Source organism: Pseudoalteromonas sp. SCSIO 43088 (genome assembly GCF_023650795.1).
Lineage (GTDB): Bacteria > Pseudomonadota > Gammaproteobacteria > Enterobacterales > Alteromonadaceae > Pseudoalteromonas > Pseudoalteromonas shioyasakiensis.
The window spans coordinates 607,790-622,820 of record NZ_CP072676.1 but is presented as its reverse complement, the minus strand read 5'-3'; the positions used below and the strand labels follow the sequence as shown (position 1 = coordinate 622,820).

The following is a 15,031-nucleotide window of genomic DNA, read 5'->3' as shown; positions in this document are numbered from 1 at the left end:
ATTCTTATTGTTATTACTTATAGGGCATTATAACAGTAACACTGTTTTATTTAATCAAATTTTTGACGTTGTCGTCTACCAGCTCACGGAAGAACGGATGTTGGTTGGCAACTGGTACGAATCGACTAGGGTTCGCCTCAAGCATTGCGACGTCCACCGCCAGTTGAGCAATAGGTCCTGCTGCTGCAACCAGTGGGTGATTGCCATACGACGTGCCACGGTATATAGACTCAGCTATCGCAACTGGCCCCGCTCCACCCGTAGCCATCAGCGTACTACCAACCCAGTCGGCAATATCTCGTTCGCCCTGCCATTCGGGACGGCCTAGTGGGTACTTGATATGCTCACGGATGACTTCAGCCATTAGCGCCATTGGTAGAGCTACAGCCGCAGTGATGGCGATAGTCTTCAACGGGTTCTCGCCATTAGCACGCTTGGTGTTGAAGTCCTTGACCAGCCCTTTATGCACATTGTCGTAGAAACCGTAGAAGAACTTTTTAAGCGTAGTCACAAGTAAGAACCTTGGATCATTCGCGATCAACGGTAGCTGCGTAGAACGTGGGTTCGTCACTGCTTCGTTAACGAACTTGTGTACTGCGTCGCGGTACTTACGGCCTGCAATGCTGTCTAAGTCACGGTTATTATTGAACTGTAGAACGTGGTGCGCTTCAACGCCTAGTTCTGCCAGCTTCACATTGTCACCATCTTCTACAGCACGAACAAGGTAGCGCTCCGCCGCTTTAGTTGCTAAAGCTCGCGTCATCTTGGTCACGTAGTTCTGACCGTTGTACTTGAACATGGTCGCCTGAATCTTCTGCGATACACGCCCCATCGTCATATCATTCATGTTATACATTTCTTGCAATGAGTGCTCGATAACATCGTCAGTGATTATGTCGAAGTCGCGGGCAACTCTGACCATTTCTCTTCGGCCTGACATTGACATGATCGCACGCGCATCGCCCAGCATACCGTCTGTCTCACCGCGCATACGGGCGTAGACAGCGGCGACCTCTGGAATACTCGCAATGCCTGAGAACATCAGCACTGTCGCAGACTGAAGGGCTAACATTGCCGAGTTGAAAGTACGCATCCTAGGTGACATGTTGATACCCAAGCGGCCTGTAACGCCTTGGTATAGCTTCGTGTACGACTGTCTGTTCGTCGGGTGAACTTCGCTTTCCATTCGTTTGAACTCGGCATTGCTGTCCCACTTACCGTTGACCTTGCCGCCATGCGTTGCGTTCCATGCAGCCCAGCTCATTGACGCATTTACAAGTCGGATCAAATGACGTGGCGCGTCTGTATCTGCGAAGCCGCCAGCCTTCAACTGTTCGTACATGCTGTCGAGCACTCTGCGTCCGCCGCGTGGTGGACTAGTAAGCTCTGGCCTGATAGCGAACTCTGGGTAGCCGTTGCCTTCTAGGATAGACTCAAGCATCTGCTCTGGGTTCTTCACCTTGCCTTCACGTAGGATAGACAGGAAACCTTCACGGTTGCGCTCAACTTTGTGCAAGTCTAAATGCACCTTAGCGATTACAGGTTCAAAGTTTGGATCAGATTTACGTACATGCTGCGACAAGTTAGCCAAGAACGCTTCGTACTTCTTGCTTGCGTCGCTCTTCACGCCATTGATACTGTCTTCATAGCCTTGCTGGATGAAGGCTGAATCACCAATATCCTTGCCGATACGTGACGCAAAATACTCAGTATCGTTACGACGAATCGCTGTGTAATCATCCGAACGGGCAGCGGCCTCTGGGTGGATTCGCTTAAGTCGTGTCTTGGTCATTTCAAGTAGACGGTAGAACGGCTCGCGTACAGCACCACGGCGGCGCTTCATGACTTTGACCACCTTACGTTCGAGCTGAATCTTACGGCCTTTGCTCATGTCCGTACCTTCGGCCTGTTTGAGTATGCCTTTCTGCGCTTTCTTTAGCGCTTCTAGGTCACGCTCTGCGGCCTCAATCTTTGCAGCATGGGCTTCTTTCGCCGCTTTGATTCGCGCTGAGTCTTCGCCGACATTAGCTTCGATTTTCTTAGCTCTTTCAAGCTGGTGTTTAGAGGCCTTCAGCTCTTGGTACACGTCAGGCTTAGAGTCGAAAAGCACATTACTGCGTTTCTTATCTGCGCGGGCTACAGCCATAAGTAGGTCGTGTGGTGCGTTGTCTAGGTCGCCCATCGCGTTACGCATTTCAGTTGTAGTAAAGCCCTTCTCGCCTCCGTTCTCAACAATAGCTCTCAACTCAAGCTCGCCGTAGCCGTCAATGACTACCTCTCGCTGCTTAAGCTGCGTCATCGTTTCGCGCTCTTCGGGGCTTACCTTCTTGCTGCCTTTACCCGCAGTTCTAAGCTTATGTAGCTTGACCAGCTTAGCATTTGCTTCGTTCTTCGATAGGCCTGCGATGTCGCCCTGTCTGATTTGCCCTACAAGCGCCTTGCTCATGGCTTTTTTAGCATCACTAAGTCTAGCCTTTGCCTCATTGACGAACGTGGCTTTCTTCGTTGCGGCTCTGCTTGGGTCGTGTGCCTTGAGTTCTTCGAGGGCACGTTCCGCTGCTGCCACGTCTTTGTCAAATGCCGCTGAGACACGCTTCTTCTGCGCCGCTTTCTCTTTATTCACCTTATGGAGTGCATCACGACTACCTAGGCCGAAGTCTTCTCGGTTTGCAAACTCGTCTTCTACACGGGTCTCTCGGATAGTAAGCTCGCCACCGTCCTTCGCTGCTTGTTCAAACTCACGGTCGAACGCTGAAAACTCGGCTTCAGCCAGTAGGCCGTCAGCCTGTTCCTCGGTTAACTTACCGTTTTGCAGCGCTTCTTCTACATAGTCTTTGTACTCTGACAACGTTAAGTCATCACGGTAAACATTACCTAAATCACCGTCAGCTACATCAGTCAGCTTAGGGTCGCCCTTCGACTTGCTGGCCTTACGTTTGCGGCCTTTCTGGTAGATACTGCTGCGAACTGAGCCAAGTGTCACTGAAGCACGCTTGTCGCCTGCCATGCGGTACACAACGACATCATCGCCGATGGTGTTTACATCGAAGCTGTAAGCTGGCGACACACCATCATCTAGCTTAAGTGATTGCAGTGCCGAGATACCAGACAACACAGACGAACCAAGCTCTGCGATAAACTCGTCACCGGCATTTTGACCGTCGAAGTCTGTATCGTTCTCACGCAATGCCCAACGCGTCACTGCATCCATGTCCACCATGTAGCGCTTACCTGAGTCATTATCACGGACTACTAGGCCTTTTGTGCTGCGGTTCTTTGGCGTAACTTCACGTACTCGTTTCATGTTACCGAACGAAGACTTAACGATGCGGTGCAAGCGGTCTTCAGGGCTAAGCTCTACGCCGAAATCGCCTACAAAGTCAGGCTTCAGGACATTGATAGACGTTAGGTACTCTTGAATCTTATCGTGATCACCTTCGTCGAACAGGTCACGAATACGCTTAACAGTACGAGCGTTCAAGTGGCGCACACCGTCTTGCTTCTCTTCAGTGCCTTGCGTAAAGGCCTTCTTCGGCGCATCAGCACCCGCAATACCACCTGTTAGGCCTAGGCCATACTCTTGTCCTTTAAGCTTCTCAGCCTTGCTATTGGTCGCTCTGCCACGCTTAAGTTTGATGCCTGTTGACAGCTCTACTTCGTTCGGCTTGACCAGCTCACGTGCGAAGTCAGCAAGCTTTTTACCATCAATGCCTTTGATACGTCGAAGCGAGTGGAACGCATGTTCTAGCTGCTCCGTTCGTTTAGTGTAGTTAGCCGCAATCTCACGGTTAGACGGTGGTGCATCAGTAGTGCTCTGCGTATCGCCTATGCTGCGCTCTGAGCCGTTTTCGTCAACTTCTGCGCCCTCATGTCGTAAATCATCTTTGAAGCCTCTCTCGCGTGAAATAGCCTCGTTCTCGACCTCATTAAACAACTGGTCTACAGCTTTAGGGTACGACTTCAGTAGCTCATAGTGGTAGATTTTATCTTCTAGGTCTTCAATCGCTTTGACAACGGCCTTGTTGCCTTGCTTCTCGTACATGGCTTTGTTGGCAATTGCCTGCTTGTGCGCTGCTGACAGGTCGGCTGGGTTAAACAGGTCTTTTCGGGTCTTAGCCTTCTCGTAGTCCTCACGGCCTTTGATTAGCTGGCCTACCTGACCATCAGAACCGTTGCGTGTACCGAGCTGGCTCTTGATGTAATCGAGCTTGCCGTCCATCGTTGTTGGGCGCTTAGACTTCTTAGGCTTCTCACCTAACACCTGCTTAGCCAGTGACTTGACGCCTTCTTTGTCTTCAATGTTTGGCTTGCCGTCCGGTGTGTGCTGCGTGTTGCTAATCTTGGCGACCAACGCGCGTCTGTCCGCCTCAAAGTTGCCAACACCTTCGAACTCATACTGCTTGGCGATTGGCGCAAGCGCTTTGCGGTCTTTGGCGACGGCTGCTTGGAACACAGCTTTCGCTTTAGGGCTTTTCTTACCCTCTTTAGCAATGATGGTCTTGACCGTCAGGCCTAGTGCTTTATCCGCTTTCTGAAGACTTGCCATACCTTCCGCGAGCTCTTCTTTGGTTGGCTCTCGGCCTTCCTTCATCCAATTAGGCGCATCGTCGCGGACAGGCTTAGGCTTTTGCACTGGCGCATCACCTTCAGGAACTGTCGGTTCTTGCTTAACCTTTTCTGGCTGCGGCTTAGGGTCAGCTTCTCGCTTCATGCGTTCTTGGGTCTTAAACCTGTCGCTTTTAATCTTCGCATAGTCACGGAACATCGCACGACCGTCGAACGAGTTAGCATGGCGATAGACAATGTCTGTCAGGCGTGGGCTAACAGAAGCTAGCGCATTACGGATCGCTGTGTCAGTGCCTTCATCCTCTGCGGCCTGTAGCTTATCTCGCTGTGCATCAGTCATCTTGATACGGCCTTCGCGTGACAGGTCAATGACACGATTGAATGTAAAGCGTAGTGCTTCCTCGCCTTTCGCTGAATCGTAGCCGCCGCTCACTGGGGTTTTGCGACCGTAGTGCGAATCTGCGGCATAGCTGGCAAGTTCTTCGTTAGTCAGCTCGCCTTGGTCTATCAGTTTACCCACAGTGCCAATGTCCACTGGCTTGCCGTTAGGCTCAAGCTTGGCCTTGAGTTCGTTGTATCGAGCGCTTGGTAGGTTCGGCACGTCTTTAGCTGTCATGGCGTCAAACTGGCCTTGGCCTGCTACTTCCATGCTATCAGTTTCTTTGAACGTCTTAGGTGTACCTGCTTTAGACTTCTTGCTGAACGTTGCACGGGCTGCACGGTCAATGCTCTTGTCTATGCCTTCGCCCAGTTGCACAGGCTCATATTCATCACCGTTAGCGCGGAACAGCTGCTCTTCTTCGACTTCCTCGTCTGCTTTCCAGCCTTCAGCGTCAATCTTCTGGCCTTCCGCATCTGCGTCCTGTGCTGCTTTGTTGTATTCACGCATGAAGCCGATAGTGTTACCGGTTGCTGAAGCTGCGCCACCAATTACGCCACCGCCGATAACAGCTCGGATGCCCGACTCGACAGCGTCTTTCGTTTCAAGACTCCAATCATCACCGCCCATTTCTGTCGCGATAATCTCATTGATGACTGTCTGTGCAACCTCGGTAGAACCTTCAGCCAATGCACCGACCTGTGTCGTGATACCAACGTCCTTTAAGCGCTTCATTACTGACGGCTTGGCGAATGTGTCCATGACAGGTTTAAGGGCTGCATCTGATACGCCTGACGCTTTCATTGAACGGCCTAGGACAGCAAGGAACGGTAAAGCGTTTGCCGCTGCACCTACAAGGCCAGCGCCGAGTGTTGCGTCCGAGTGGTCTTCGTTGCCGCTCTCGTCTAGCCTGTTTTCCATTGAACCCGCAGATTGAGCGAAACCAGACAATGCGGGACCAGCGTATAGGCCAGCTTTCGCGCCCTTGAGTAACGCACGGCCTGCTGTAGCACGCATAGCAGCCATAGCTGAAGCACCAACCACTGCACCAGAACCACCAGTCGCAGCACCAGCCGCTACAGTACCCGCCGTTGCGATCGCATCTACGATTAGACCAGGGGCGGCTTCACCTAACGTTTCGACAACAAAGTCTAAAGCCTGTTCGAAGCCCTCAACCTTCTCGTATGACTCGAACCGACGCTTGTTGGCTCTAGCTGAAATACCATGATTGAACGCGATTAGCTCGCCTTCCTTCTGCCATTCTTCGTTGCCAAGTGCTTCACCGATGTAGTTGAGTGCGCCACCCAATGCCGCCTTTGTCTCGTCTGTTCCACGGTCGAACGCACGTTCAAACAGGGTGCGACGGTCTTTGACATCGAACTGGAAATCACCGTTTTCCCAAGGTGTGAAGTCATCGGCACTGGCGCGAATCTTGTCGCCTACAGCGTTCATTTCTTCATTCGTAGAACCGCCATAGCCTAACGCTCGACGGCTGATACCCGTCATGTGCGCTTGCATTGATTCTGGATCACTTGTAGGCATAGCTGCGCCCGAAGCCACCATATCATGCGCAATATCGCGTCCGTGTTTGTCGCGAAACTTTGAGATGTTACGACCGTAGTGCCCGCTTTGGCCTGTAGGCTCAACGTAGCCACCATCGTCCATAACACCTTGAACTAAGTTTTGAGCGTCTTGGGCGTTAGGGTGCGCGTCCACTCTGCCATCATGGTACTTTTCGTCAGTATTGAACCCATCGGCACGGGCATCTTTTGCCTCGCCAATATCCCCGCTATCGCCGTCGCGTAGCTCTACTGAGCGTTTGTCTGGTTGCCCCTCTTCTTCATTACCGCCTGCTGACAGTAGTGCCGAGAGCAATTCATTGTCGTTCATAAATAAAAATCCCTAGTCGTAAGAGCTAGGGATTTTATCATTGTTACTGATTATATACATTAACAGTATTACTATTTAATGTAGCCAGCCGTAAAGTCCGAGTCGAACAGCTCTTGTTGCGCATCACTCCAAGTGCCGCCATTCTTCTCAACCTCAGTCATGAACTGGTTTAGCCTGTCTGAGTAGTTCTTACGAACTTGAGCGATAGGGATTTCAGCGTTAGAGCTTGCACGTAAGATGGTCTGTGCCGCTGCTGGTTTATACTTGCCCAGCGCCGAAGTCATATACGGTAACACAGTCTCAGCGCTTAGGTCGCCATCACGTCCGTTGTGCTTGAAGAACGCGCGAAGACCCTCATTGAACATCGCACCGAACTCCTGCCTTCCCATGTTATTGAGCCCAAACTTGCCAGACCCAACAACACCGGTCGCAAGTGCCTTAGCTCGACCTCGTAGACCCGCCGCTTCTTGGCCTTTCATGCCGAACTCCGCCGCGAACTGGTCAGCTATGTTAGCCGCCTCACCTTGAAGGTATTTGGTCACGTCAGCCACAAGCTTCACTTCGTCTTTCTTAGCCTTGCTAACTGCTTCAATATAGTCCTTCTGCGACTTCAGAAACGCTTGCTGCTCCTTCAGTAAGGCGGCCTTGCTTCGGTTCGCCACACCAGCCATTTGCACTCGATGCTTCAGCATGTCGTAGCTGCTAGTGCTCATGTCACCCGTTTCCATGAAGTTTGTCATCTGCTGCTCACTGATTTGGCCTGTGACGTACAATTCACCAACGGCTGCGGCACGCTCTCTGTCTCGCTTAAACGAGCCGTAAATCATCTGCGTTTGTGCCTCAGCTGACGGCTGAGCGGCAATCTCGCGTGTTTTCTGCGAAGGCTTAGGCAATGCGCCACCTTCCTGCTCTAGACGCGTTCTGGTTGCTTTCAGGTCTTCAATGCCTTCAGGTGTTGAAACCTTAGTCGTCGGTTTAACCTTAAGCTCGTCCTTCTTGTTCAGGGCAGCAAGTCCTTTGTCGCCAAGCCATAACCAAGTAGCACCTTTCTTGACGTTGTTAGCTTCCCATTTAACAGCCTGCGAAAACAGATCACCGACGACCTTACGCGCTTTCTGGGTGTTATCGTAGATTTCACCAAGACCACCGAAGCCTTCATCTTCAGTCTGGGCTTGCGGCTTAGGTTCAGCCTTCTTTGCTGGAACGACATTCTCGCCGCTAATAGCTTTGATCAGGCCTTGTTCCTTAAGGTTAGCCATGAACTCACTCTCGCTCGCTGGTCGTGCTTTGCCATCATCGCCCACTGTGAAGCCTGCGCGGATATAAGCCGCCGTTTCTTCAGGTGTTGCGCCGTTGGCCTCTGCTATCTCAGCGCTACGGGCTGCGTGCTGTCTAGCCTCACCGACACTCGCTTTAGGGATGCGGAACGGTGGCGAGTTCTGGTCGTGTGGGTTCTTAGTGAACGGATCGACACGGCCTTCGCCTTTCTTCACGCCGAGGATAATGTCATCGCCATCGTCGATAACTTCAACGCCTTGGCCTTGGCCTGACGCGCCTCCACCAATTGCTGCGAAGGCCTTTTGTTCGCTGGCGTTAAGCTCCGCCATCATTACATCACGATAGTTTTCGCGTGCTTTTAAGCCTGCCGCTCGCTCGTCTGCAATTCGCTGGCGTTCTGAGTTACGGTATTCCGCTTCGTCCATCTGCATTGAGAGTCGAGCATTTTGTCTGTGCTCGTCCATCGCTAGACGACGCTCGTTGATGCGGTTCTCATAGTCTTGTTGGTCGCGAGCATATTCGATTTGCTCTTGACGTTGTCTGTAATTGGCATAGTCGCCAATAGCGCGAACGATCGCTGAACCGTCGCGCATACCATATCCTGCCATAATTAACTCCCCGCAGCGCCGCCAGCAGCGCTACCAATTGCCGCACCCGCAGAAGCACCCGCAGGACCACCGTAAATACCACCGATAACACCACCTACAACCGCACCAGCCTGAGACATGAATCCTGTCTTAGCTGACTTGTAGGCCTGTTCACGTTGGTTCTTAGCCATGTATGCCTGAGACATAGATGCCTGACCTGATTGCTGTAACTGCTCTGAGATAGACATTAGCTCTGTTCGAGCCGCTTGCTGTCTGTTTCGCTGGTCATCATGAGCCTGTGTCATCACAGCGTTTCGAGCCTTAGTTACCGAGTGTCGCTGGTTGTTAGTCAGTGATGCCTGACGAGAGGCCAGCGTGCCGCCCATGCTGTAGCCGAGCTGTCGTTGTGTCATTTCCTCAGTCTTGCCCTGAAGTTGCTCAGACAAACGACGAGAGCTATCAACAATCTGTGTGCTGGTAGTTTCGTCAACTAGTTGGTCAATGATAGGCACAGTGTTTTTGTTATAGTCAAGAATCTGTGACTGATACATCTTATTCAACTTGTACTCGTACGTATTCGTATAGTTGTCTGCCGCTGCCGCCAACGGGTTGTTGCCATTAGAGCTATTTACTTGCCCTGTCCCGTCCTTTGTTTTGTTTCTGCCGTCCTCAACGGCTGGTCTTGTTGCCATTCTATGCCCCCATTCCTGTTGAGTCGTAATTCATAGCCGACATGCTGCTGTACGGATCAACACGCGTTTCTGCTCTCGTTTGGTCAGCGATACGTCGTTCTTGTGCCGCCTCTCGTCTGTCCGCTTCATCTTTCGCGTACATTGCCGCTGTGACTGCTGACATGCCTAAGTCCATCACTGCCTGTTTCTTCTTGTTATCTTCGACAAATTCAGACATAGACTCGTCATTGTCGATGCGAGCCATGCTGCGGGCAACGCGCTCAGTGCTTGAAGTGTCACGACGTACAATATCGCCCTCAGTGTTGTATGAACGCCCGCCTTTGCCTGTCGCTGAAATCCCCGCACTGGTCACATCAACCGACGAGCTAACGGTCTTTGTGCTGCCACTTCTACGCGCCTTTTTGAGCCTGTTGAGTGATGCTTTAGCCGACTCTGCCCCGACACGGGACATTGCCTGACCTCGCTCGTCGCGTCTGTGTGAAGCTAGGAAGTCGTCACGCACACCGTCTTTAATGGTCGAGCCTTTTTCGAACATTTCGGTCGCTAGATTAACCTGTAGCTTCTCACTTAGCGGCGTTTTTGGTTTATCAGGTGAAGCCATCAAATATCCTTCGCATAAGTTATTGTTTCAACGTGGAAACCATTTCTGATCGCCACCTTTTTCCAGCCTTCTCTTGGGCTAGTGAAAGTGATTTTACTACAGTGGTACTTCTTAGCATAGCTAACAGTTGAACTAATAATCTCACTCAGGTCTGAAGCACGACCATTGAAGGAATGAGCCGCCAGAACGTGGCAAACACCCGGCATCCATTGAGCAATGAAGAACCCTTCATCACCTACTAGATGCAATGTGGCTGCACGCATTTCTAATAGTTCGTAGGTCTCTTGCGGCGAGTAGCCACCAAAGGAACGGTAAAGCCGTTCAATGAACGGCTCTACTATTGGGTACACTTCAGGTAAGTCCTTTATCTGGAAAGGGTCTGTTACCATGAGAACCCCTTGTTAAACTGGACTGCGCGCTTAGGTCTGCTACGGTCTCTACGTGTCTCACGTTTAGCGAGTTCGATACCCTCGCGGAAGTGGTTTTCGTAGAACGCAGCCGCACGTCCATTAGTCCAAGGCTGTTCGGGCATAGACAGCAAACGAGCTACTGCGCCACGTCGAATAACATCGAACCACTTATCGCCTAGTGAGTCAGGCACACTGTCAATATTACGGTTGGGCTGCACGACAACCGATACCTCAAGCGTGCCCTTCTCTGCTGCGTCTAGCAAAATGGTGTTACCACTGTGCGAGAACTCTGAGATCTGGTTCGTTGACTCGATACGGTGCGGCAGAGTGCTTACGAGCTTTCTGCGACCGTCACGGCCTTCTGGTTCAAAATAAGCGTAGCGAGTCGATGCTACATACGTTTCTGCTGGCATGTCCTGAAGTAGTACGTTTATGTCTTTCACTGGCAACCGTTCCGTGTGTCGCCATGCCTCAGACAGCCTGAAGAACTCTTGGATTGCGTAACGTACCTGTCGCGCAACCAATGAGTCTAAAGGCTCTGGTACATCAGGGCGAATACTGTCTACCCAGTCTTGCACCAGTACCATTACTTAGCCCCGTTTCTATCGCGTGTTACTGCGTTGTCTTGCTCCATGCTTGACTGCGTATCACTGATTTGCGACGTGAACAGGTTATAGTAACCAGATGCTCTCGTTTGCATCGCTTCTGACTCTGTGAACTTGGCGAACGCACGGAATAAGACGTAGTTCGCAACACAGGCCGCATACATTGAAGGTAGCGGGAACGCGTCAGTCAGCTCAACAACCTCGTCAGGTGTTGTGCCAATGACCATTAACAGGCTACCAGTGCCGTCAGAAGGCGGGTAAACGAAGAACGAGCGTGGATCAGTAAGACTTGCACTGTATCGGAACACAGTCTTTGTCTTAGTGCCAGCCATCCAGTCAGGGTCTTCGTTGTCTAACGTAGAGCGCTCTACGCGACGAACAGCACGGCCTTCTTCACCATCAACAAGGTTGCAGATAACCTCTAGTACACGCGATGCGCCTGTTGACACTACAGACTGCTTAGAGCCTGCTGCTAGTGCGAATGATTCAGTGCTGCTGCATGACTCAGGGCGAACACGGGCAATCTCTGCGCACGCTTCGTTGAACCATTGAATAAGCTCTGGGTCGCGCCACTGCACACCACCTTCGTCGATGTCGCGCAATAGAACGCGCACGCGGTTTGTTAGTATTGTTCCTACGGTAAGCAAGACGCTATCCCCTTATTAAGCTTGTTCTTTCTTTGCTGCGCGTGTTGCTGCTGCTTTCTTGGCTGCTGCACTACGCTTAGCTTTTTCGGCTTCTTCTTCAAGAATCGCTGCTTTTTCCGCTTCAGCCGCAAGTTCAGCTTCGCGTTCTGCTTTAGCTTGGCGTTCAGCTTCAGCCGCAAGTTCAGCTTCGCGTTCTGCTTGGCTCATAACGTCTTCAAGCGGTACAAGGCCAGCACGGATAGCTGCTTCTTCTAAGTGCTCTGGTACTGTGCGTACTTCGCCTGATTTAACGCGGATAACATGACCACCGATTGGTGCTGTTACACGGATTACGTTGCGTGAGAAGTTTTTTAATTGCATTGTTATTTTCTCTTAAGGTGATAACTGGGGGTGCGTACGTCACCCCCGTTCAAGTTAGATTGCGAAGTCGATTCGCAGTACACCGTAGTCTTGCTTGACGTTACGGTCGGCAGTTTTCTTAGCATCTTTGAACTGCATTTTCTTCATACCGAAGATCTTGCCGTACGCGATGCCGTAGTTGTTGCCGTAGTCGAAGTGGTCTCGCTCGTCCCATGAAGGAGAATCTAAGTCGATGAAACCTAGAGCCTGAGCACCGCACAGTAAGCCCATGCAGCCTTCAACCGTGCCGTCTGCGCCCCACTTAGAACCAGCCTCAGCACCTAGCGTTGTAGGAACGTGGCGGAACTCGTGAATGTGTAGGCCGTCAACGATGTATGACTCACCGCCAGCGAATAACGTGTTGCTTTCACCACGAACGCCTGCATGACGCGCGTTTTCTTTGAAGTCAGGGTCTAACTTCAGTGAAGCTAATGCCATTGGGTGTAAGAACAAGTGATACACTTCTGAGCCGCCATTACCGCGAATACCACGGATATAGCGAGTTTTAGCGATCGCTTGTAGGCGAACGATGTGGTCATAACCTAACTTGTCGTCAGCCGTAATTGCAGTTGTATCTGCATCAACAACTTTACCGCCTTTAAGACACATTAAGTGGCGCTCTGAAGTAGGCGCTAAGCCACCCGCAGTGTTGAACGCAAGGTCAGATAGGTTGTCATCATTTTTACCCTGACCAGGGCGAACGCGACCGTCATTGGTTTGTGCGAAATCTAGGCCTGCTAACTGTAGGAACGTCATTTGGTCCATACGGTCAGATAACCAGTAAGCTAGTTGGTCACGGGCTTGCTCACGGAAGTTAACAACCGTCTTCTGGTCGTTCATCTTACCTGTGTTCTTAACAGCGTTTCGAAGTTGGTCAACTTCTACTTTGTCTTGGTGAGCAGTTAGCGTCGCTTCGTTGCCCGTCAGTTCGTTGTCACCAACGATACCGTCGCCGTGCATATCTGGTACTAAGGTCACGATTGCTTCTGTACCACGCTCTGACTTAGTCAGCTCCGTGATGCGTTGAATCATCGCGTTCTGGCCTGTACCCATGAACTTCGAAACGAACATCTTTTCGCGTGCTTGGTGCCACGTATCACGTGACCATACTTTTTTAGCGTCGTCGTCTAACGCTGAGAAATTAGTCTTTGCCATTTTAAGCATTTCCTTCGTTAGTCCCTGCGTCGTACTTCTTCTGGAACGACTACAGCGGACTTGTAAATCCGAGTGTTTGTGTCGTCCCGTAACGAGGGTCTAGCGATAAAATGCACGGCATAACTGAGCTGTGAGGCAGGATTGTTTAACAAGGCATCACCTTGGCGATATGGCTAAATATTAGCAAAGCTAATATTTAAAGTAAACAGTGTGGCTAATAAAAGTATTTAGCGGTTTTGCTCCAGTTCATAGCGATGGGTCAAATACTGTCATTGACGATGGTAATAATATTTTTTAGGCGTATAGTGGTTTGTAGAGGAAAAACATAAACGCGAGGGAAACGCGTACAATGCAATTAAACTAGTAATAGTAATAATTACATAAAGAATACCTTTGTCTTTACAACTATAATTTCCCAAGGAATACTGGTAGAAATTATGAGTAATATTCTTTTGACAATATTGTCATCAATAAGCATTGATGACGGGTTCTGGGGCTTTGCCTCAGTTTTAGCCATCTGTACTACTGCAATTATCTTGCAGATAATGAAGGGGGCTAAGAAAAAGGAATAAATAAAGCAAAAGCCGACCATTAGGTCGGCTTTTTTACGTTTAGAGCATCAGGAACAGGACTGCGGCTACTATAGCAACCGCTACACCCAGCGCCGTAGCGATTGCTGAGTGAACCCATGCACCGATGACGACGTAGGTAGGGTAAGTCATACCCGCCCCAGCCAGTCTGCGGCCTGTGAGTGGGCACACGGCTAGAACCCACATTAGGCCGAATAGGACAGCGAACGAGATCATTCTACGTAATCGCCACGTGCATGAGCTAACGCTTCTTTGCTAAGCTTGCCGAACTCGTCGTCGCCTAACTTAGAAATATCAATTCGAGGTCTGTTGTTCTCACCTGAACCGCCTAGCTTGCCACGCTCTTTGTTAGCTGCTTCTAGCTTGCGCTTAGCGTTGATTGGCTTCTGGCGAGGCTTAGCCATGTCAGGCTTAGGCTTCTCGGCCTTGCGGTCAACTAGGCCATTGTCCAATGCAACAAGCTTAACTGACTTCTTAAGCGCTTCAGCCATCGACATGCCACGGTCAACGTACAGGTCACGCATTTCGACAACTTCTTCGATTAGGCCTTGGTCGGCATCTTCGTTGCTGCTGTCTAGCTCTGGGTAACTTTCGCTAAGCTGTGCTGCTGTGCTCTGTAATTCGCTTACGGCACGGTCACGGTCAATCTCAGAGCGAACACGGCCTGATACTTCAGCTTCCGTTGCTTCACGAACTAACTGGCTTTGAGAGGCCATCATCTTGCCGAAGATTTCGAACGCTTTGTCCGTTTCGCCGTCAAGCATTGCTTCCTGCATACCCTCAAAATCTTCGCGTGTGAACGCCTGTGCCTGTTTCTCAGGTTTAGGGTTATCATCCTGCGGCGCTTGCTCTTTAGCGCTTCTGAGCTGTTTCAGCTCGTCCTCAAGCGCACGACGTTTCAAGATTTCCTTGTTTAGTCGAGACAGTGGGACTTTAGCGTTTGACTTACCTTTGGGCTGCTCAAGCTCTTCGTCTTCGCTTTCTTCTTCAGAATCAGCCTCGTCAGCATCTTCGCCCGCTTCTTCCGTAGACTCGTCTTCTTCTTCCAGATCGTCTTGCTCGGCATCCAACTCACCTTCTTCTTCGTCTAGTTCTTCCTGTTCAGGCTCTTCCTGTTCAGGCTCGTCATCCACGATGAAGTCGCCACGCTCTTCTGGCGTAGGAGGTGTGTAGTCATCGTCCAGTACAACTGTACTTGCGTTTAGTCCGTTGATGTCTTGGTTTGCAGCCAT

The 15,031-nt window shown here is 50.8% G+C and carries 10 protein-coding genes; all 10 read right to left on the bottom strand.

Translation table 11 applies throughout. From position 1 onward, the window contains the following. Positions 1 to 46: 46 nt before the first annotated feature. On the bottom strand, positions 47 to 6,835 hold the full coding sequence (locus tag J8Z28_RS20570) for a hypothetical protein (RefSeq protein ID WP_250660509.1): 6,789 nt from the start codon (positions 6,833 to 6,835) through the stop codon (positions 47 to 49). A 71-nt stretch (positions 6,836 to 6,906) separates the two neighbouring features. Beyond that, positions 6,907 to 8,721 carry a hypothetical protein gene (locus J8Z28_RS20565; protein ID WP_250660508.1) on the bottom strand — a complete coding sequence of 605 codons (1,815 nt, stop codon included), beginning with the start codon at positions 8,719 to 8,721 and terminating at the stop codon, positions 6,907 to 6,909. A 2-nt stretch (positions 8,722 to 8,723) separates the two neighbouring features. Next, the gene (locus J8Z28_RS20560) at positions 8,724 to 9,392 is read right to left on the bottom strand and encodes a hypothetical protein (RefSeq protein WP_250660507.1); all 669 of its coding nucleotides are present in this window, start codon (positions 9,390 to 9,392) and stop codon (positions 8,724 to 8,726) included. 1 nt (position 9,393) lies between these two features. Next, entirely contained in the window at positions 9,394 to 9,993 is a 600-nt protein-coding gene (locus J8Z28_RS20555; RefSeq protein ID WP_250660506.1) for a hypothetical protein, read from the bottom strand. Next, positions 9,993 to 10,382, bottom strand: coding sequence for a hypothetical protein (locus tag J8Z28_RS20550; protein ID WP_250660505.1), 390 nt, complete (start codon positions 10,380 to 10,382; stop codon positions 9,993 to 9,995). Before J8Z28_RS20550 ends, J8Z28_RS20555 begins: the two co-directional genes overlap by 1 nt. Beyond that, positions 10,376 to 10,990 carry a hypothetical protein gene (locus J8Z28_RS20545; protein ID WP_250660504.1) on the bottom strand — a complete coding sequence of 205 codons (615 nt, stop codon included), beginning with the start codon at positions 10,988 to 10,990 and terminating at the stop codon, positions 10,376 to 10,378. The genes J8Z28_RS20550 and J8Z28_RS20545 overlap by 7 nt, the downstream gene beginning before the upstream one ends. Further along, positions 10,990 to 11,655 (bottom strand): phage adaptor protein, encoded by a 666-nt coding sequence (locus J8Z28_RS20540; RefSeq protein ID WP_250660503.1) that lies wholly within the window; start codon positions 11,653 to 11,655, stop codon positions 10,990 to 10,992. The genes J8Z28_RS20545 and J8Z28_RS20540 overlap by 1 nt, the downstream gene beginning before the upstream one ends. A 15-nt stretch (positions 11,656 to 11,670) precedes the next feature. Next, entirely contained in the window at positions 11,671 to 12,015 is a 345-nt protein-coding gene (locus tag J8Z28_RS20535) for a hypothetical protein (RefSeq protein WP_250660502.1), read from the bottom strand. A gap of 54 nt (positions 12,016 to 12,069) precedes the next feature. Beyond that, entirely contained in the window at positions 12,070 to 13,209 is a 1,140-nt protein-coding gene (locus J8Z28_RS20530) for a N4-gp56 family major capsid protein (protein WP_250660501.1), read from the bottom strand. Positions 13,210 to 14,011: 802 nt separating this feature from the next. Beyond that, positions 14,012 to 15,031: a hypothetical protein gene (locus J8Z28_RS20525; RefSeq protein ID WP_250660500.1), complete on the bottom strand. Its 1,020-nt coding sequence runs from the start codon at positions 15,029 to 15,031 to the stop codon at positions 14,012 to 14,014.

Excerpts from the sequence above, each read along its gene's own strand:
- J8Z28_RS20530 (WP_250660501.1), bottom strand. The coding sequence starts at position 13,209 with ATGGCAAAGACTAATTTCTCAGCGTTAGACGACGACGCTAAAAAAGTA.
- J8Z28_RS20570 (WP_250660509.1), bottom strand. The coding sequence starts at position 6,835 with ATGAACGACAATGAATTGCTCTCGGCACTACTGTCAGCAGGCGGTAAT.
- J8Z28_RS20525 (WP_250660500.1), bottom strand. The coding sequence starts at position 15,031 with ATGGCTGCAAACCAAGACATCAACGGACTAAACGCAAGTACAGTTGTA.
- J8Z28_RS20560 (WP_250660507.1), bottom strand. The coding sequence starts at position 9,392 with ATGGCAACAAGACCAGCCGTTGAGGACGGCAGAAACAAAACAAAGGAC.
- J8Z28_RS20565 (WP_250660508.1), bottom strand. The coding sequence starts at position 8,721 with ATGGCAGGATATGGTATGCGCGACGGTTCAGCGATCGTTCGCGCTATT.
- J8Z28_RS20545 (WP_250660504.1), bottom strand. The coding sequence starts at position 10,990 with ATGGTACTGGTGCAAGACTGGGTAGACAGTATTCGCCCTGATGTACCA.
- J8Z28_RS20550 (WP_250660505.1), bottom strand. The coding sequence starts at position 10,382 with ATGGTAACAGACCCTTTCCAGATAAAGGACTTACCTGAAGTGTACCCA.
- J8Z28_RS20535 (WP_250660502.1), bottom strand. The coding sequence starts at position 12,015 with ATGCAATTAAAAAACTTCTCACGCAACGTAATCCGTGTAACAGCACCA.
- J8Z28_RS20555 (WP_250660506.1), bottom strand. The coding sequence starts at position 9,993 with ATGGCTTCACCTGATAAACCAAAAACGCCGCTAAGTGAGAAGCTACAG.